14 protein-coding genes are annotated in these 18,246 nt (G+C 64.7%); 7 read left to right on the top strand and 7 right to left on the bottom strand.

All coding sequences use genetic code 11. The annotated features are described in order from the left end of the window. Positions 1-19: 19 nt before the first annotated feature. From ATY02_RS12725 to nspC, 3 genes are all read right to left on the bottom strand, one after another. Positions 20-1,759 (bottom strand): dipeptidase, encoded by a 1,740-nt coding sequence (locus tag ATY02_RS12725; protein WP_068580885.1) that lies wholly within the window; start codon positions 1,757-1,759, stop codon positions 20-22. A gap of 210 nt (positions 1,760-1,969) precedes the next feature. Beyond that, positions 1,970-3,214: a saccharopine dehydrogenase family protein gene (locus ATY02_RS12730; RefSeq protein WP_068580880.1), complete on the bottom strand. Its 1,245-nt coding sequence runs from the start codon at positions 3,212-3,214 to the stop codon at positions 1,970-1,972. A gap of 31 nt (positions 3,215-3,245) precedes the next feature. Continuing rightward, entirely contained in the window at positions 3,246-4,343 is a 1,098-nt protein-coding gene (nspC, locus tag ATY02_RS12735) for a carboxynorspermidine decarboxylase (protein ID WP_068580877.1), read from the bottom strand. A gap of 402 nt (positions 4,344-4,745) precedes the next feature. Between nspC and ATY02_RS12740 the strand changes: the two genes are divergently transcribed. The 7 genes from ATY02_RS12740 (at position 4,746) to ATY02_RS12770 (ending at position 13,163) form a co-directional block, all read left to right on the top strand. Then, complete coding sequence (locus ATY02_RS12740) at positions 4,746-6,044, top strand: flavin-containing monooxygenase (RefSeq protein WP_068580872.1); 1,299 nt, start codon at positions 4,746-4,748, stop codon at positions 6,042-6,044. Next, a complete protein-coding gene (locus ATY02_RS12745; protein ID WP_022639313.1) occupies positions 6,044-6,454 on the top strand; it encodes a RidA family protein in 411 nt (136 codons plus the stop codon). Before ATY02_RS12740 ends, ATY02_RS12745 begins: the two co-directional genes overlap by 1 nt. Before the next feature lie 214 nt (positions 6,455-6,668). Further along, complete coding sequence (locus tag ATY02_RS12750) at positions 6,669-7,346, top strand: DUF1028 domain-containing protein (protein ID WP_068580870.1); 678 nt, start codon at positions 6,669-6,671, stop codon at positions 7,344-7,346. Continuing rightward, positions 7,339-8,502, top strand: coding sequence for an acetylornithine deacetylase (gene argE, locus ATY02_RS12755; protein WP_068580868.1), 1,164 nt, complete (start codon positions 7,339-7,341; stop codon positions 8,500-8,502). Before ATY02_RS12750 ends, argE begins: the two co-directional genes overlap by 8 nt. Before the next feature lie 231 nt (positions 8,503-8,733). Beyond that, positions 8,734-10,224 carry an aldehyde dehydrogenase gene (locus ATY02_RS12760; protein ID WP_068580865.1) on the top strand — a complete coding sequence of 497 codons (1,491 nt, stop codon included), beginning with the start codon at positions 8,734-8,736 and terminating at the stop codon, positions 10,222-10,224. 87 nt (positions 10,225-10,311) lie between these two features. After that, entirely contained in the window at positions 10,312-11,760 is a 1,449-nt protein-coding gene (locus ATY02_RS12765; protein WP_068580863.1) for an APC family permease, read from the top strand. Positions 11,761-11,762: 2 nt separating this feature from the next. Next, positions 11,763-13,163, top strand: coding sequence for an aspartate aminotransferase family protein (locus tag ATY02_RS12770; RefSeq protein ID WP_068580859.1), 1,401 nt, complete (start codon positions 11,763-11,765; stop codon positions 13,161-13,163). Positions 13,164-13,311: 148 nt separating this feature from the next. Here the strand turns inward: ATY02_RS12770 and ATY02_RS12775 are convergent, their stop codons facing one another. The 4 genes from ATY02_RS12775 to ATY02_RS12790 form a co-directional block, all read right to left on the bottom strand. Beyond that, on the bottom strand, positions 13,312-16,443 hold the full coding sequence (locus ATY02_RS12775) for an autotransporter domain-containing protein (protein ID WP_068580855.1): 3,132 nt from the start codon (positions 16,441-16,443) through the stop codon (positions 13,312-13,314). Between the two features lie 114 nt (positions 16,444-16,557). Beyond that, positions 16,558-17,094, bottom strand: coding sequence for a GNAT family N-acetyltransferase (locus ATY02_RS12780; protein WP_068580852.1), 537 nt, complete (start codon positions 17,092-17,094; stop codon positions 16,558-16,560). Further along, positions 17,094-17,633 carry a phage tail protein gene (locus ATY02_RS12785; RefSeq protein WP_068580849.1) on the bottom strand — a complete coding sequence of 180 codons (540 nt, stop codon included), beginning with the start codon at positions 17,631-17,633 and terminating at the stop codon, positions 17,094-17,096. Before ATY02_RS12785 ends, ATY02_RS12780 begins: the two co-directional genes overlap by 1 nt. 30 nt (positions 17,634-17,663) lie before the next feature. After that, a complete protein-coding gene (locus ATY02_RS12790; protein ID WP_068580845.1) occupies positions 17,664-18,239 on the bottom strand; it encodes a phage tail protein in 576 nt (191 codons plus the stop codon). Positions 18,240-18,246 lie beyond the last annotated feature (7 nt).

Genomic DNA, 18,246 nt, shown 5'->3' on the forward strand with positions numbered 1-18,246 from the left:
GCCAGTGCCAAGGGGACGGTTAGAGCTTGGGCAACTGTCCGACCCGGCCGACCATCTCGGTGACGATCTGCAGGTCCAGCAGGAACTGCTCCACGGTCTTGAACTCGTTGTCGGTGTGGCCGGTGTATTTCACCTCCGGACGCGCCAGGCCGAATTGCACGCCGTTGGGCAGTTCATGTACCGAGGTTGCCCCGGCGGAGGTGCCGAACGTGTGGGCCATGCCCAGGTTCTCGCTGGCCACGTCCAGCAGCGCCTTGACCCATTCGCCCTCGGGGTTGCGGTACATCGGCGCGGCGACCGAGGTATTGAACTGCACTGCCACCTGGTTCTGCTTGCTCCAGGCCTCCAGCTTGTCGCTGATCTGCGCCTTCAGCGCCTCTGGCGCCTTGCCCTTGGGCACGCGCAGGTTCACCGCGACCTTCAGTGCCTTGTCATCCACGCTGACCAGGGTCGGGGAGGTGGTCAGCGGGCCCATGAAGGCATCCGAGAAACCCACGCCCAGCTTCTTGCCTTCATAGTCCAGGCCCCAGTTGTCGGCGAGGTAGTGCGCGGCGTCAGTGAACTGGTTGTGCTTGAGCGCCACCTTGCCCTCCAGGCCGTGGACGAAGTCCAGCATCCGCGCCACCGGGTTGACCCCGGACTCGGGTTCGGAGGAGTGGGCGGACACGCCAGTGACGGTCAGCAGCACGTCCTTGCCTTGCACCCGGGCATCGATCTTGAAGTCACCACCGTGGCGCTTGACGTAATCGGCGCCGGCCTTCTGCAGGCTGGCAACCAGTTCGCCCGGTTGCTCGCTGGTCAGGGTCGCCACCGAGGTGGAGGGGATCTGGTTGGTGGCCAGCCCGCCGGTCAAGTGGGTGATCTGCGCGCCCTTACCCTCGGCGGCACGCTGGGGGAAGGTCGCCATCACGGTGCCGTAGCCTTTCTCGGCGATCACCACCGGGTAGCCGCCATCGAGCGCCAGGTTGTAGTTGGGCACCGGGTTGTGTTCGAAGTAGTAGGGGATGGCATCGCCGCTGGTTTCTTCGGTGGTATCCACCAGCAGCTTGAAGTTGCGGGCCAGGGGCAGTTTTTCTTCCTTGACGATCTTCATGGCGTAGAGCGCCACCACGATGCCGTTCTTGTCATCCTCGGTGCCGCGCCCGTACATCCGGTCGCCGATCAGCGTGACCTTGAACGGGTCGAGCCGGGTACCGTCCTGCAGCACCCAGTTCTCCGGGGTGACCGGCACCACGTCGGCGTGGGCGTGGATGCCCACTACTTCGTCGCCGCTGCCGGTCAGGGAGATCTCGTAGACGCGGTTGTCGACATTGCGAAACGCCAGGCCGAAGTCCTGGGCCAGGCCCTTGATCTTCTCGGCGATCTTGAGGAATTCCGGGTTCTTGTATTGGGGCACGCCCTCTACATTGAAGGTTGGGATCTCAACCAGTTCGCGCAGGGTCTGGGTGGCCGCCGTGCCATATTTCACTCGGGCATAGAGGCCCAGCAGGCGGTGGATCTCGTTCTGCTGCTCGGCCGAGAGCGTCTTGCCGGCCAGGAAGCCATCGATGGCCGGGGCCAGGTGGGCACTCTTGCCCGGCTGGCTCTTGGCGACCTCACCGATGAACTGGCGGAAGTCCTTGACCGAGGCGTCGTTGAAGTTCTTGAGGATGGCCGCGCTCTGTTGCGGCGTGATGTTGGCCTGGGCGACGTTGGCGAACGCCGACAGGCTGGCGAGCATCAGGGTGGCCGTGGCCAGGTGCTTAAGGGAAAAGTCCATTACGCAGGGCATTCCTTTGCAGGAGGTGGGTAGGGAATGTCTGATAGGCCAGACAGAAACCTTGCCAAGCTAACACTGCGCAGGAGGGCTGCGGGAGCCCCGGAAAGGGGAACTGTCGCACGGAAATGCAAAAGCGGCGCACAAACGAAAGATGTGTCGCCGGCGGGGCAGGGGGCGCCGCGGTGGGCGCCCCCTGCGTTCGGGACTACCTTAGATGGCGGCGTCCCACGGACGGTCGCCGTGCTCGTCCTTGATGCGGGTCGGCAGGCCCATCACGTCCAGCGCCTTGAGGAATGGCTCAGCGGCCAGTTCCTCGACGTTGACCATGCGCTGCACATCCCACTCGCCACGGGCCACCAGCAGGGCGGCGGCAACTGGCGGTACGCCAGCGGTGTAGGAAATGCCCTGGCTGTCGGTCTCGGCGTAGGCTTCCTCGTGGTCGGCCACGTTGTAGATGAACACCTCGCGCGGCTGGCCGTCCTTGGTGCCCTTGACCAGGTCGCCGATGCAGGTCTTGCCGGTGTAGCCCGGGGCCAGGGAAGCCGGGTCGGGCAGTACGGCCTTGACCACTTTGAGCGGCACTACTTCCAGGCCTTCGGCGGTCTTGACCGGCTGCTCGGAGAGCAGGCCCAGGTTCTTCAACACGGTGAACACGTTGATGTAGTGTTCGCCGAAGCTCATCCAGAAGCGCACGTTGGGCACTTGCAGGTTCTTGGACAGCGAGTGCACTTCATCGTGGCCGGTCAGGTACAGGTTTTGCGAGCCCACCACTGGCAGGTCGTCGGTACGCTTGACTTCGAACATGGTGTTGCTGGTCCACTGGCTGTCCTGCCAGCTCCACACCTGTCCGGTGAATTCGCGGAAATTGATTTCCGGGTCGAAATTGGTGGCGAAATACTTGCCATGGGAACCGGCATTGACGTCGAGAATGTCGATCGAGTCGATGCGGTCGAAATGCTGTTGCTTGGCCAGGGCGGCGTAGGCGTTGACCACGCCCGGATCGAAGCCCACGCCGAGGATGGCGGTGACGTTCTTCTGCTGACACTCCTCGAGGTGTTTCCACTCGTAGTTGCCGTACCACGGCGGGGTCTCGCAGATCTTGCCCGGCTCTTCGTGGATCGCGGTGTCCAGGTAGGCCACACCGGTATCGATGCAGGCACGCAGCACCGACATGTTGAGGAAGGCGGAACCGACGTTGATGACGATCTGCGAGCCGGTCTCGCGGATCAGCGCCTTGGTCGCCTCGACATCCAGAGCGTCAAGCGAGAAGGCCTGGATATCGGCGGGCACCTTGAGGCTGCCCTTGGCCTTTACGCTTTCGATGATGGCCTGGCATTTGGAGATGTTGCGCGACGCGATAGCAATACGACCGAGTTCGTCGTTGTGCTGCGCGCACTTGTGGGCCACCACCTTGGCGACACCTCCTGCACCAATGATAAGAACATTCTTCTTCAATTTACTTACTTCTCCTTAATTACCTGCCCGTTCAGGAAAGGCTGGACAGATAGTCTTCGAAACCAAACTCGCGAACCACTTCGACACTACCGTCGAGTTGTTTCACGACGATGGACGGCATTTTCAGACCGTTGAACCAGTTTTTCTTGACCATGGTGTAACCCGCCGCGTCAACGAACGACAGTCGATCGCCGATGGCCAGCGGACGCTCGAATTGGTACTCGCCGAAGATGTCGCCGGCCAGGCACGACTTGCCGCAGACCATGTAGGTGTGCTCGCCGTCGTTGGGGGCCATCTTGGCGTTGAGGCGGTAGATCAGCAGGTCGAGCATGTGCGCTTCGATGGAGCTGTCCACCACCGCCAGTTGCTTGCCGTTGTACAGGGTGTCGAGCACGGTCACTTCCAGCGAGGCGCTCTGGGTGATCGCCGCTTCGCCGGGCTCCAGGTACACCTGCACGCCGTATTTTTCGGAGAAGGCCTTGAGCCGGGCGCAGAACGCATCCAGGGCATAGTCTTCGCCGGTGAAGTGGATGCCGCCGCCGAGGCTGACCCATTCGACCTTGTGCAGCAGGTGGCCGAAGCGTTCCTCGATGTGGTTCAGCATCTGGTCGAACAGGCCGAAGTCGCCGTTCTCGCAATTGTTGTGGAACATGAAGCCGCTGATCTGCTCGATCACTTGCTCGATCTTCGCCGGGTCCCATTCGCCCAGGCGGCTGAACGGACGAGCCGGGTCGGCCAGCAGGTAGTCGGAGCTGCTTACCTGAGGGTTGACCCGCAGGCCGCGGACCTTGCCGGCGGACTGTTCGGCGAAGCGCTGCAACTGGCCGATGGAGTTGAAGATGATCTTGTCGCAGTTATCGAGCATTTCCTCGATCTCATCGTCGGCCCAGGCCACGCTGTAGGCATGGGTCTCGCCGTCGAACTTCTGCCGGCCCAGCTTGAGCTCGTACAGCGACGAGGAGGTGGTGCCGTCCATGTACTGCTGCATCAGGTCGAACACCGACCAGGTGGCGAAGCACTTGAGGGCCAGCAGGGCCTTGGCGCCGGATTGCTCGCGCACATAGGCGATCTTCTGCATGTTGACCAGCAGCTTCTGTTTGTCGATGAGGTAATAAGGCGTCTTGATCATTGGGCGATCTCCGGCAGGGCCAGCCAAAAAGGTACGCATTGTGCCTTCAGTGTCCACAGATCGAAAGCACGGAAATGGATTTTCGCCGGACGGCCCCGATTGCATCGGGCAGGGCGGTGTCCGAAGGCCCAGCGGGCCTTGTCGCGGCAGCGACCACAGGCATGGACCCGATCATCGAGGCAGGCCCTGTAGGCGCTGGCGCCGGCTGCGTACGGGCGCGCAGCGGCCGCCGGGCGATCCCGCGCAAGCTGCCTCGTTTTTTGCTCTCCAGCGAGCACATATTTAGTAATTTTCCTTCGCTGATGTCTGCCGCACCATCTGCCGCATCCGACTTACACCCGGGTTCTGAACAGAGCGTCCAGCCTTGCGCTGGCGTCCACCGTCTCGCAGAAGGACACAGACATGAGCGTTGAACAAATACACGTGGATACCCTGGTGGTAGGCGCAGGCCAGGCCGGAGTCGCCATGAGCGAACACCTGGGCAAGCTGGGCGTGCCGCACCTGGTGCTGGAGCGCAAGCGCATCGCCGAGGCTTGGCGCAGTGGCCGCTGGGACTCCCTGGTGGCCAACGGCCCGGCCTGGCACGACCGTTTCCCGGGGCTGGAATTCGACCTGCACCCCGACGCCTTCGCCGCCAAGGACCAGGTGGCCGACTATTTCGAAGCCTATGCCCGCCAGGTCAACGCGCCGATCCGTACCGGTGTCGAAGTACGCCAGGTACAACGCAACATCGGTCGCCCCGGCTTCACGGTCGAGACGTCCATGGGGCCGATCCAGGCCAATCGGGTGGTAGCGGCCACCGGGCCGTTCCAGCGCCCGGTGATCCCGCCCATCGCTCCTGCCGACACTGGGCTCCTGCAGATCCACTCCGCCGACTACCGCAATCCCCGGCAACTGCCGGAAGGCGCGGTGCTGGTGGTAGGCGCCGGATCGTCCGGGGTGCAGATCGCCGATGAGCTGCAACGTGCCGGCCGCCCGGTGTACCTGTCGGTGGGCGCCCACGACCGGCCGCCGCGCGCCTACCGTGGTCGTGATTTCTGCTGGTGGCTCGGGGTCCTGGGGGAGTGGGACGCCGAGATCGCCAAGCCCGGTCGCGAGCACGTGACTATCGCTGTCAGTGGCGCCCGTGGCGGCCAGACCATCGACTTCCGTGCCCTGGCCCACCAAGGCATCACCCTGGTGGGGCTGACCAAGGCCTTCGACGGCGACCGGGTGAGCTTCCAGGCCGACCTGGTGGACAACCTGGCCCGTGGCGACGAGAACTACCTGGCCCTGCTGGATGCCGCCGACGCCTACATCGCCCGCAACGGTCTCGACCTGCCGGTCGAACCCGAGGCCCGGCGACGTCTGCCGGACCCAGAGTGCGTGACGCGGCCGATCCTCGAGCTGGACCTGCAGGCCGCCGGTATCACCTCGATCATCTGGGCCACCGGCTACGCCGTGGATTTTTCCTGGTTGCAGGTCGACACCTTCAGCGAGCAGGGCAAGCCCTTGCACCAGCGCGGCGTGTCCCGCGAGCCGGGGATCTACTTCCTCGGCCTGCCATGGCTGTCGCGGCGCGGCTCGTCGTTCATCTGGGGTGTCTGGCACGACGCCAAGCACATCGCCGATCACATCGCCACCCAGCGCAAGTACCAGGCCTACGGCAGCGAGCCGGCCGGGTCCAGCGTCCATACCTTCAGTTCCGTGGGAGCCCGTTGATGCCCGTCCATACCCGTATCCGCATGTTCAACACCAAGGACACCTATCCCAACCAGACCCTGGACAACGACCTCTGCCAGGCCGTGCGCGCCGGCAACACGGTGTATGTCCGGGGCCAGGTGGGCACCGATTTCGCCGGCAACCTGGTGGGGCTCGGCGATCCACGGGCCCAGGCCGAGCAGGCGATGAAAAACGTCAAGCAGTTGCTGGAGGAGGCCGGCAGCGAGCTGGCCCATATCGTCAAGACCACCACCTACCTCACCGATCCGCGCTATCGCGAGCCGGTCTACCAGGAGGTGGGCAAGTGGCTCAAGGGCGTGTTCCCGATCTCCACCGGCCTGGTGGTGGCGGCCCTGGGCCAGCCCCAGTGGCTGATGGAGATCGACGTGATCGCGGTGATTCCCGAGTGAGTGCCGCGCTGTGGAGTTCGGCGGCGCCGCTCGGCCCGCCCCAGGGCACCTCTAAAAACCTAGGCGAGGCCGCCAGCGCAAGGCAAAAACCGGCGAAAAAGCGCAGTTTACAAGGGGTAAATGAGCATTTTGAGCCGGTTTTTAACGCAGCGATGGCAACGCAGGTAGTTTTTAGGGGTGCCCCCCAGAGGTCCTTATGGGCCAAGGAGTTGCCATGACTTTTTCCATCGTTGGGCGCTGCGCCGAAACCGGCCAGCTGGGCATTGCCATCAGTTCCTCGAGCATCGCCGTGGGCGCGCGCTGTCCCTGGGTGCGGGCCGGGGTCGGGGCGGTGGCCACCCAGAATGTCACCCTGCCGGCCCTCGGGCCGCAGATCCTCGATCTGCTGGAGAGCCACAAGCTGGAACCGCAGCAGGCGTTGCAACAGGCCCTGGGGCGCAATGGCTGGAGCCAGTACCGCCAGGTCACGGTGATCGACGACCAGGGGCGCACCGCACTGTTCAGCGGCCAGCAGGCCCTGGGCACCCATAACGCCCTGGCGGGCGAGCAGTGCGTGGCGGCCGGCAACCTGCTGGCCGGGACCGAGGTCATCGACGCCATGGTCCGGGCTTTCGAGGGCACCCCGGGGATGCTCGCCGAGCGCTTGCTGGCGGCCATGCACGCCGCGATGCGCGCCGGCGGCGAGGCCGGGCCGGTGCATTCGGCGGCGCTGATGGTGGTGGACGACTTGACCTGGCCTGTGGTCGACCTGCGGGTGGACTGGGCCGAGGAAGACCCCATCGGCCAGCTCAATGACCTGTGGCAAGCCTATCGCCCGCAGATGCAGGACTACCTGGCCCGGGCCCTGGACCCCACGGCGGCCCCCAGCTATGGAGTGCCGGGCAATGAATGATCCGTCGAGCCGCGAACTGCTGGCACGGCTGGTGGGGTTCGCCATGGTCAGTCGTGATTCCAACCTGGAGCTGATCGCCTTTATCCGCGATTACCTGGCGGGCCTCGGGGTCGACAGCGAGCTGATCTACAACCCCGAGCGCACCAAGGCCAACCTGTTCGCCAGTATCGGTCCCGACGACCGTGGCGGCATTGTGCTCTCCGGCCACACCGACGTGGTTCCGGTGGATGGCCAGGCCTGGACGGTGGAGCCCTTCGTGCTGAGCGAGCGCGAGGGGCGCCTGTACGGGCGTGGCACGGCAGACATGAAGGGGTTCATCGCCGCGGTGCTGGCGGCGGTGCCGACCTTGCTCCGGCGGCCGTTGCGGTTGCCCGTGCATTTGGCGTTCTCCTATGACGAGGAGGTGGGTTGCCTCGGCGTAAGGCCGATGCTCGCCCGTTTGCAGGCCCGAGCGCACCGACCGTTGCTGTGCCTGATCGGCGAGCCCACCGAGCTGCGGCCGGTGCTGGGGCACAAGGGCAAGCTGGCCATGCGCTGCCAGGTGCGGGGCGCCGCCTGCCATTCGGCCTATGCGCCCCAGGGGGTCAATGCCATCGAGTACGCGGCGCGGTTGATCGGCAAGCTCGGGGAGATCAGCACCCGCCTGGCGCAGCCGCAGCACCATGACCGACGGTTCGATCCGCCCTTCACCACACTGCAGACCGGCATCATCCGTGGCGGCCGGGCACTGAACATCGTGCCGCAGGATTGCCAGTTCGATTTCGAGGTGCGCACCCTGCCGGGCTTCGACCCCCAGCAGGTGGTGGATGAGCTGCAAGACTATGCCCAGCAGCAGTTGCTGCCCGGGATGCGCGCGGTGCAAGCCGATACCGCCATCGACCTGCAGCCCTTGAGTGCCTATCCGGGGCTGGCCACCGCGCCCGACAGCGAGGCCGCCGAACTGCTGGCGCTGCTCAGTGGCTCCCGGGAATTCGGCACCGTGGCTTTCGGCACCGAGGGCGGACTGTTCCATGAGGCCGGCATCCCCACGGTGGTCTGCGGGCCGGGCAGCATGGACCAGGGGCACAAGCCGGATGAGTTCATCAGCCTGGAGCAGCTCGCGGCCTGCGATGCGCTATTGCTGCGCCTGGCGGACTGGCTGGCGCAACCGGCCTGAATCGACCTCGTCTACCGACCCCGGCACAGCCCCGCGCAGCCTGCTGCTTCAAACCCTGGCGGTCGTCCGCGAGGGCTCTGCGACGGGGTGTCGAGGCTCATCGGGCTACAGAGTTTTTTCATGGGACTGGAGCATATTTTTAGTATTTTTCCTCCGCTCCCCAGTGACGCACCATCGCCTTGAACTCCAATAACAACCAGGCCGTGGCAACGGCCGACGAGGGCATGCAGCGTGTTCGATCTTCGTTACTGGCAGCAACGGGCTGCCCAACAGACATTCATTGACCAGGCGCTGATCGGCGGTCGGCGTTTGCCGGCGGCATCCGGTGCCACCTTCGATGCGATCAACCCCGCCACCGGCCAGGTACTGGCCCGGGTCAGCGCCTGCGGCGCCAGTGAGGTAGACCTGGCGGTGACCGCGGCGCGCCGGGCGTTCGAGCATGGCCCCTGGGCACGCATGGCGCCGGGGCAACGCAAGCAGGTACTGCTGCGCCTGGCCGAGTCGATGCTCGCCCATCGTGAAGAGTTGGCCTTGCTGGACTCGCTGAATATGGGCAAGCCGGTGATGGACGCCTGGAACATCGATGTGCCGGGCGCTGCCAATGTCTTTGCCTGGTACGCCGAGAGCATCGACAAACTCTATGATCAGGTCGCCCCCGGCGGCACCGGCAGCCACGCCACCATTCGCCGTGAGGCCCTGGGTGTGATTGGCGCGGTGGTGCCATGGAACTTCCCCCTCGACATGGCTGCCTGGAAGCTGGCACCGGCCCTGGCCGCGGGCAACTCGGTGGTGCTCAAGCCCGCCGAGCAGTCGCCGTTCTCGGCCCTGCGCCTGGCCGAGCTGGCCCTGGAGGCCGGCTTGCCGGAAGGGGTGCTCAACGTGGTGCCGGGCCTTGGGAGCGAGGCCGGGCGTGCCCTGGGCCTGCATCCCGATGTGGACTGCCTGGTGTTTACCGGTTCGACCGCCGTGGGCAAGTGCTTCATGCAGTACTCGGCACAATCGAACCTCAAGCAGGTCTGGCTGGAATGCGGCGGCAAGAGCCCGAACCTGGTGTTCGCCGACTGCCAGGACCTGGATCTGGCTGCTGAAAAGGCCGCGTTCGGCATCTTCTTCAACCAGGGCCAGGTGTGCTCGGCCAATTCGCGGCTGCTGGTGCAGCGCAGCATCCATGACGAGTTCGTCGAGCGCCTGCGCCTCAAGGCCCGGGACTGGCAGCCGGGTCATCCGCTGGACCCGGCCAGCCGTGCCGGTGCCATCGTCGATCGACGCCAGGCGGCCAGTGTCATGGGCCATATCGAGACTGCCTGCGAGCAGGGCGCGCAGCTGGCCTGTGGCGGTCGGCGCTTGTCTATCGATGGCAGCGACAACTACATCGAGCCGACCATCTTCACCGCTGTCGACCCGTCAATGAGCATCGCCCGGGAGGAGGTCTTCGGCCCGGTACTGGCGGTGACGGCGTTCGATGATGAAGAGCAGGCCATCGCCCTGGCCAACGACAGCGTCTATGGCTTGGCCGCCTCGTTATGGAGCGATGACCTGAACCGTGTCCACCGCGTGGCGCAGCGTTTGCGCGCCGGCACGGTGTCGGTGAATACCGTGGATGCCCTGGATGTCACCGTGCCTTTTGGTGGTGGGCGCCAGTCGGGATTCGGGCGCGACCTGTCGCTGCATGCCTTCGACAAATACACCCAGCTCAAGACCACCTGGATCCAGTTGCGCTGAGCTACGCGGGTGCCTTGCGGTGCCGAGCGGCACCCCCTCGCCTGTCTTCGGTGGCAGGTTCACAACAATAAGAAAGGAGTGTGTGGCATGAGTGCAAATGTCTTGGACACAGCGGCAGCGCCTGCTGTCGGTGGCGGGTTGCGCCGGGTTCTCGGGCTGGGCTCGCTGGTTTCGGTGGCCGTGGGCCTGGTGGTGTCCCAGGGGGTCATGGTGTTGATGTTGCAAGGGGCCGGGATGGCCGGGTTGGGCTTCTTCATCCCCTTGCTGCTGGCCTACCTGCTGGCCCTGACCTATGCGATGTCGTTTTCCGAACTGGCCCTGCTGGTACCTCGGGCCGGTAGCCTGAGCAGTTACACCGAGGTGGCCATCGGGCACTTTCCGGCCATCCTCGCGACCTTCTCCGGCTACATGGTGGTGGCGATGTTCGCGCTGTCTGCCGAGTTGCTGCTCCTGGACCTGATCATCGGCAAGGTCTACCCGGGGGCGTTGCCTCCGATGCTGGTGGCCTATGGCGTGCTGGGCACCTTTACCGCGCTCAACCTGCTGGGTATCGATGTCTTCGCCAAGCTGCAGACGGTGTTGGCGGTGGTGATGGTGGTGATTCTCCTGACCCTGGGGCTAGGCGCGGTCAGCAGCGCCCAGGCCAGTGTGCAACTGTCCCTGGAGCAGGGCTGGAACCCCATGGGCATCGGCGCCCTGGCCCTGGCGGCGATGGCCATCTGGGGCTTCGTCGGCGCCGAGTTCGTCTGCCCGCTGGTGGAGGAGACCAAGCGGGCGGAGCGCAATATCCCGCGTTCGATGATCATCGGCCTGAGCCTGATCTTCCTGGTCATCACCCTGTATTGCCTCGGCGCCTTGCTGTGCATTCCCCGGGACCAGCTGGTGAGCGATCCGCTGCCGCATTTCCTGTTCGCCACCACGGTGTTCGGCGAGTCCGGCAAGTTGTTCCTGGTGGGGGCGGTGATCACTGCCACCTGCAGCACCGTCAACTCGTCCCTGGCGGCACTGCCTCGCATGCTCTACGGCATGGCCCAGAACGGCCAGGCCTTCCCTCAGTTCAAGCGCCTGAGCCGGCGTACCCGCACGCCCTGGGTGGCGGTGCTGTTCATCGCCGCCATCACTGGCCTGCCGATCCTGGTGCTGGGGCAGGACCCGGACTCCATCAGCCTGCTGTTGCTGGCCGCTGCAGTGGCCTGGCTGTTGGCCTACATCATCGTGCATGTCGATGTGATTGCCTTGCGCCGACGCTACCCGGATGCACCACGGCCGTTCCGTTCGCCGTTCTATCCCTGGCCTCAGGTGGTGGGCATCGTCGGCATGCTGTTTGCGATCTATCACGTCTCGCCGTCACCTGAGGTGACTGGGCGGATCTTCGGCAGTGCCGGTGTGGTTCTGGGGGTGATCTCGTTGATTGCCGTGCTCTGGGTCAAGTGGGTGATGCGCAAGCCGCTGTTCACCCCGGAGCCCTTGGTGCCTGCCGCCTCCACTGCTTCGCCACGTTCTTGCAATGAACCTTCCCATAGCGCAGGAGAATGACCATGAGTGCTTATACCCCCCAGCCGCAACGCAGCACCCGGGACTACCAGGATCTGGACGCAGCGCACCATATCCATGCGTTCCTCGACCAAAAGGCCCTGAATGCCGAAGGTCCGCGAGTGATCGTCCGGGGTGAAGGCTTGCAGCTCTGGGATAACGACGGCAAGCGCTACCTGGACGGCATGTCCGGCCTGTGGTGCACCAACCTCGGCTACGGCCGCAAGGACCTGGCCGCCGCGGCCACGGCCCAGCTCGAACAACTGCCGTACTACAACATGTTCTTCCACACCACCCACCCGGCGGTGGTGGAGCTGTCCGAACTGCTGTTCAGCCTGTTGCCGGGGCACTACAGCCATGCCATCTACACCAACTCCGGTTCTGAGGCCAATGAGGTGCTGATCCGCACTGTGCGCCGCTACTGGCAGATCCTCGGCCAGCCGCAGAAGAAGGTGATGATCGGCCGCTGGAACGGCTATCACGGCTCGACGCTCGCAGCCACGGCCCTGGGCGGCATGAAGTTCATGCATGAAATGGGCGGGCTGATTCCGGATGTCGCGCATATCGACGAACCCTACTGGTTCGCCCATGAGGGCAACTTGAGCCCGGCCGAGTTCGGCCTGCGTTGCGCCCGGCAATTGGAGGAGAAGATCCTCGAACTGGGGGCCGAGAACGTCGCCGGGTTCATCGCCGAACCCTTCCAGGGCGCTGGCGGCATGATCTTCCCGCCGCAAAGCTACTGGCCAGAGATCCAGCGCATTTGCCGCCAGTACGACGTGCTGCTGTGCGCCGACGAGGTGATCGGCGGGTTCGGGCGTACCGGCCAGTGGTTCGCCCACCAGCACTTCGGCTTCGAGCCCGATACCCTGTCCATCGCCAAGGGCCTGACCAGCGGCTACGTGCCCATGGGCGGCCTGGTGCTGGGCAAGCGCATCGCCCAGGTGCTGGTGGAGGAGGGTGGCGTGTTCGCCCACGGCCTGACCTATTCCGGGCACCCGGTGGCGGCAGCCGTGGCCATCGCCAACCTCAAGGCCTTGCGCGACGAGGGCGTGGTGGACCGGGTCCGCGACGATACTGGCCCGTACTTGCAGCAGTGCCTGCGGGAGGTGTTCGGCAACCATCCGCTGATTGGCGAAATCCAGGGCACCGGTCTGGTGGCCGCCTTGCAATTGGCCAAGGACAAGGCCAGCCGCCAGCGCTTCGCCAACGAGAACGACATCGCCTGGCGCTGTCGCACCCTGGGTTTCGAGGAGGGGGTGATCATTCGCTCGACCCTGGGCCGGATGATCATGGCCCCGGCCCTGGTGGCGACTCGGACGGATATCGACGAGCTGGTGGACAAGACCCGTCGCGCGCTGGAGCGCACTGCAGGTGAGATCGACGCCGGGAGCTTGCCAGCGGCCTGATGGTCGATAGGCGCTTGTCCCGATCCGTTATCGGGTGAGAAAAAACACCCCGCCGGAGCCTGGCTCCGGCGGGGTGTTTTTTTCTGCAGTACAGGGGAAGGGGTTCCCGCTGCACGGTGCCGGCCACTACCGCTAGCCTGCTTTGGGTCTAGAACTTGCCGTTCAGGCCCAGGCGGAAGCTGTCGTTGCGCTCATCGGAGCCCAGGGCGGTCTTGTAGGAGAAGCCCAGTTGCCAGGCGCGCCCGAGGTTGAAGTCCATACCCATGTCCAGGCTGGCGAAATCGCTGTCCTGGGCGTCGGGCTTGAGGCGATACAGGATGCCCTCGTCGCCCTGGTCGGTGTAGCGCATCTTGTAGTCGCTGTGGGTGCTGAAATTGTGCCCCCAGGCCAGGCCTACCTTGGGAGTGACCACACCGACCCGGGTCATCAGGTCATAGCCGGTACGCAGGCCCAGGTAGGACGTGAAGTTCTGCTGGCGCTGTTCCTCATAGGACAGGCCGTAGATGCCTCCGCCGTTTTCGCTGAAGGCGTCCAGGCGCGTGGTGCTGGCATTGAAACGCCCATAGGGCGTCAGCGACAACTGGCCCTGGCGGTATTCGTAGCTGGCGGTGAGGGACGCGAACAACTGGTCGGCATCGCGCGAGCCACGGGCGTAGTCGTTGGCGCTGCCGGTGATGTAGCGACGCGAGTCGAAGCTGATGCGGTTATAGCCCAGCAAACCGTCCAGGTAGAACTGCGAGGCGGGGTTCAGGCTCAGATAGGTGGCGATGCCAATGGCGTCCGCATCGCTGCGGGTCTTGTGGTCGCCAATCTCGCTGCGATCGGTGCCGTAGCCGATGCCGATACCGGCGATGACGGTAGGCGACAGGCGATAGTCGGCACCGGCGCTCAGGCCCATGGTGGTGAAGCTGTTGTCGCGGGCGCCGCGGGCATGGGTCGAGCCGTTGTTGACGAAACCATCGCTCCAGAACGCCAGGGCCTGCTGTTGGCACTCGCCATTTTGCGCAGCGCTCGCAGCTTCGCGTTTTTGCTGCTCGGTCTGGTTTGCCGAACTCCCCAGTTGCTGCTCGATGGCCTTGGCCATCTCGCCCAGGGGCAGGTCGCTACCGTCCTTGCGCAGGCTGGCATTGAACGAATTGCGGTCGCAACGCATTTGATGCAGTTGTTCCAGTCGATGGTTGAAGTTGTCCATCTGGGTACTGGCAAAGCGTTCTGCGCTTCGGCTCTGGGCATTGAGCAGGCCGATCACTTCGCCATCCTTGGTGGGGTCCGGGCGCGGCTGGACGATGAAACTGACCGTGCTGGCAGCGCTGGAGCCCGTGCCGTTGTGCAACCTGAAGCTGATGATCGCGGTACCGGCAAAGGCCGCCGAGGGCACGAAGCGCATCGAGAAGGGGCCGCGCATCATGGCCCTACCGGCCGAGGCCGGACTCACCGTACCCAGGATGACCTGGGTGAAGGGGCCACCCGTGGCGCCCTGGGTCAGGTCGACGATGGCTTCTTCTCCGGCCGAGAGGATCTGGCTGGAGGCCGGCACGCTGATGGGCACGGCGCTGATGCTGATCGAGTAGGCCCGCGAGCCCGTGGCGCCGTTGCTATCGGTGCTGGTGAGGGTCAGGTTGCTGGTGCCGCTGGCCGTTGGCGTACCGCTGATTGTCCCGGTGCTGGCGTTCAGGCTCAGGCCTGCGGGCAGGCTGCCGCTGGTGATGCTGTAGGTGTAGGGCGCGCTGCCTCCGGAACTACTGAGGACGGCGCTGTAGGCCGTGCCACTGGTGCCCGCGCCCAGGCTTGCGGGGTTGATGCTCAGGGTCGGTGCACTGACGGTGAGGGTCACGGTGGCCGGGCTGGAAGTGCCACTGGTGTTGGTGGCGGTATAGGCAAAGGTGTCGTTGCCGGAGTAACCAGGGGCAGGGGTGTAGGTGATGCCGGTACCGGTGGCGGTAGCGGTCCCGTGGGCTGCGGCGGTGGCGACGGCCACGCTGGTGGCGGTGCCACCGGTGATATTCAGGGTGATCGGGTTGCTGCTGCTGTTGGCCACGACCGTGGCGCTGACGGCGTTGGAAACCGGTGCTTGAGCGTCGATCGTCAAGGTGTAGGCCCTGGAGCCGGTGGCGCTGTTGGCGTCAGTGGCGGTGACGGTCAGGTTGGTGTTGCCACTGGCGCTCGGCGTACCGCTGATCGATCCGTTGCTGGTGTTCAGACTCAGCCCGGCCGGCAGGCTGCCGCTGGTGATTGCGTAGGTGTAGGGCGCAGTGCCGCCGGAGGCGGTCAGGGTCGTGCTGTAGGCCGTGCCCTGGGTGCCGTTGGGCACAGTGGTCGGCGTTATCGCCAGGGTCGGCGCGCTGACGGTGAGGCTCACGGTGGCCGGGCTGGAGGTGCCGCTCGCGTTGGTGGCGGTGTAGGTGAAGGTGTCGCTGCCGGAATAGCCGGGGGCAGGGGTGTAGGTGATGCTGGTGCCGGTGGCGGTAGCGGTCCCGTGGGTCGCGGCAGTGGAGACGGCCACGCTGGTGGCGGCGCCGCCACTCAGGCTCAAGGTGATCGGGTTGCTGCTGCTGTTGGCGGCCACCGTGGCGCTCACCGGGCCAACGGTCGGGGCCGGCACGGCATAGGTATAGGCATTGGTCAGGGTCGCCGTGCCGCTTGGGGTGGTAACCATCACATTCACCGCGCCAGCGGCATGGGCCGGGGTAGTGGCGGTAATGGTGCTGGCATTGCTGACGCTAAAACCCGTGGCGGCCGTGCCGCCAAAGCTGACCGCGGTCGCCCCGGTCAGGTTGGTGCCGCTCAGGGTGACGGCGGTGGCACCGGCGGTGGTCCCGGTGTTGGGGGAGACCGACGTCAGGGTCGGCGTTGCCCCGCTCGTGACCAACAGGGTGTAGGTGGCGACACCGCCCTGATTCAGGCCGTCATTGAGGGTGATGCTGAAGGTGTAGCTGCCGGCGGTGGTTGGAGCGCCGTGAAGTGTGGTGGTTGCGCTGCCCGGTGACGGATCGAGGATCAGGCCCGAGGGCAGGCAGGGGGTCACGCCATCGTAGTCCGGGTCGTTGGCATCGCATTCCACCCACCTGTCCAGAGGCAGGGCTCCGCCAGTGGAACTGATGGGGATGCTCATGGACTGGCCCACCGCCACGCTGGGCAAGGTACTGCCCGAGGCCGGGCTGGTGATCACGGGAGCCGCGGCCATTGCCTGGTTCGCCAGGGACAGCATGACCAGCAGCATAAAGAGTGAAAGCAGCGGGCGTTTCACCCAGGTACCTAGCGCGATAAGTGGCGTTTTCATGGGGCTTCCTGCCTTGCGACCGGCTTGCGGGTCGTGTCCAGCGTGAATGTTGATAAAGGTCCAGCGGTTACAACATGGCTACAGCCGGCCCAATGGGCAGGTCCTGCACGACACTCAAGGGTTGTCGAGGTCCTCTTGCGCAACAGGCCGGACGGGCCGCTGCATCTGGGTATAGAGGCCGCTATCGGCGCCGCTCTGGAAGCCCAGGCGCTCATAGAGTCTGCGGGCCGGGCTGCCTTGTTCGACGCTCAGGCTGCAGGAGCGCCCCAGGGCATCGGCCTCGGCGAGCAGGCTCTGCAGTAACTGCGTGCCAATGCCCTGGCCGTGCCAAGCCGGGAGCAGGGCGATATCGACGATGCGCACATCGTTCGCCTGGCGATTCACGCACAGCCGCCCGATGGGGAGGCCCGCCTGCTCGATGATCAGGAAATCCGCCGCGGGGTAGTGTTTTTCATAGTGCTGGCGTTGCAACTCAGCCTGGGACACCAGGAAGTCACGGCGCTGGTCGTCATGCCAGCCGGGCACCGCGCTGACCTCGGCCCAGCGGCGCGACAGGTACAGCCCATGCAGGAACGCCCGATCGTGGTCGTCCTGCTGGCGCAGTACGACCGCGGGGCTTGCCGTTGGTGAGAGGTGCGTGGAGTACGTCATCAGGGTTTGACCGGGTACTCGCCATCCAGGCAGATGCAATAGCACAACGTCAGGTAGGGCTGCATGGTGTTGCGCATTGTCGGCGGTATCGTGGGGTTGCCGGCCGGTCCCACTGTGCCAGGGTCCAGCGTTTGGTCGCCCGACGTCGGGACGACGGTGCTGTACAAACGCACATTGCGTGGTTGTGCCAGGTAAGCGGTGTTGTTGGGGGTGTCCAGGGCCGCTGCCGTTTCGCTGCCGTCCTTGGCCAGGACCAAGTGGGTATGGGACGAGATGTTATTGGGCTGCAGTTGTATCCGGTCGGCGCCCATCTTGATACCCAGGGCGAACTGGCTGAGGGCTCCGGCACCCATGGCGACGCGTCCGCTGAGATCGGGCAGTTGGAAGGTTATCCCTGGAGTGCCGCCATACATGTTGCCAATGACCGAAAAGAGCCCTGGGTTCTGTTGGACAGTAAGGGTCGAACCATCGCAATAGGCCCAGTTTCGCGGTGCGAAGTTGTAGGGGAACAGTCTGATTTCACCGGTAAACGCGTCCATGATCGGTCGTTCCAGATTGAGTGATAAAAGTTACTGGTTGCGGGTCGGATACAGGCCGGCCAGGCAAATGATGTAGCAGATGCTCAGTGAGCCCATCAGGTTTGCATGAGGGGTCGCGTTGATGCTGGGGGGGATCAGCGCGGTGTCGAGAAAGGCCGGGTCCAGGGCTTGGGCAGGTGAGGTACCGGTTCCCTTGCTGTACAGGCCGGTGATGATGCCCGCACCCGGGAACGTGCCGAAGGTCATCTTCTTGGAAGTGGCCGCGGGGGAGGGTTCTGAGGAGATGGCGTTGTCGGTGCTCACGTTGAAAGAGTGGCTATGGCTTGGCGTGTTCTCCGGGCGCATGGTGACTGCTGTCACTCCCATGGTTGTCACCAGTGCCCTTGGGGTCAGGCCCGGACCACTTCCCATCCCTACAACGAGTCGGTCGGAGTAGTTCGGCACGGCGAAGGTGGTGGTGCCGTTGCCGCCATACAGGGTGCCCAGTAACGAATACAGGATTTGGTAGTCGTTGATCGAGAGAAGCTTGCCGTCACACACTGTCCAACCTTGAGGTGGATAGTTACCAGCGAATATGCGGATCTCTCCGACGAAGGCTTCAGACATATCAGTT

The organism is Pseudomonas sp. BIOMIG1BAC (assembly GCF_001705995.2).
Taxonomy (GTDB): Bacteria; Pseudomonadota; Gammaproteobacteria; order Pseudomonadales; family Pseudomonadaceae; genus Aquipseudomonas; species Aquipseudomonas sessilinigenes.

Coding starts and splice junctions, on each gene's coding strand:
- ATY02_RS12790 (WP_068580845.1), bottom strand. CDS start 18,239: ATGTCTGAAGCCTTCGTCGGAGAGATCCGCATATTCGCTGGTAACTAT.
- ATY02_RS12775 (WP_068580855.1), bottom strand. CDS start 16,443: ATGAAAACGCCACTTATCGCGCTAGGTACCTGGGTGAAACGCCCGCTG.
- ATY02_RS12745 (WP_022639313.1), top strand. CDS start 6,044: ATGCCCGTCCATACCCGTATCCGCATGTTCAACACCAAGGACACCTAT.
- nspC (WP_068580877.1), bottom strand. CDS start 4,343: ATGATCAAGACGCCTTATTACCTCATCGACAAACAGAAGCTGCTGGTC.
- ATY02_RS12740 (WP_068580872.1), top strand. CDS start 4,746: ATGAGCGTTGAACAAATACACGTGGATACCCTGGTGGTAGGCGCAGGC.
- ATY02_RS12765 (WP_068580863.1), top strand. CDS start 10,312: ATGAGTGCAAATGTCTTGGACACAGCGGCAGCGCCTGCTGTCGGTGGC.
- ATY02_RS12780 (WP_068580852.1), bottom strand. CDS start 17,094: ATGACGTACTCCACGCACCTCTCACCAACGGCAAGCCCCGCGGTCGTA.
- argE (WP_068580868.1), top strand. CDS start 7,339: ATGAATGATCCGTCGAGCCGCGAACTGCTGGCACGGCTGGTGGGGTTC.
- ATY02_RS12725 (WP_068580885.1), bottom strand. CDS start 1,759: ATGGACTTTTCCCTTAAGCACCTGGCCACGGCCACCCTGATGCTCGCC.
- ATY02_RS12770 (WP_068580859.1), top strand. CDS start 11,763: ATGAGTGCTTATACCCCCCAGCCGCAACGCAGCACCCGGGACTACCAG.
- ATY02_RS12750 (WP_068580870.1), top strand. CDS start 6,669: ATGACTTTTTCCATCGTTGGGCGCTGCGCCGAAACCGGCCAGCTGGGC.
- ATY02_RS12785 (WP_068580849.1), bottom strand. CDS start 17,633: ATGGACGCGTTTACCGGTGAAATCAGACTGTTCCCCTACAACTTCGCA.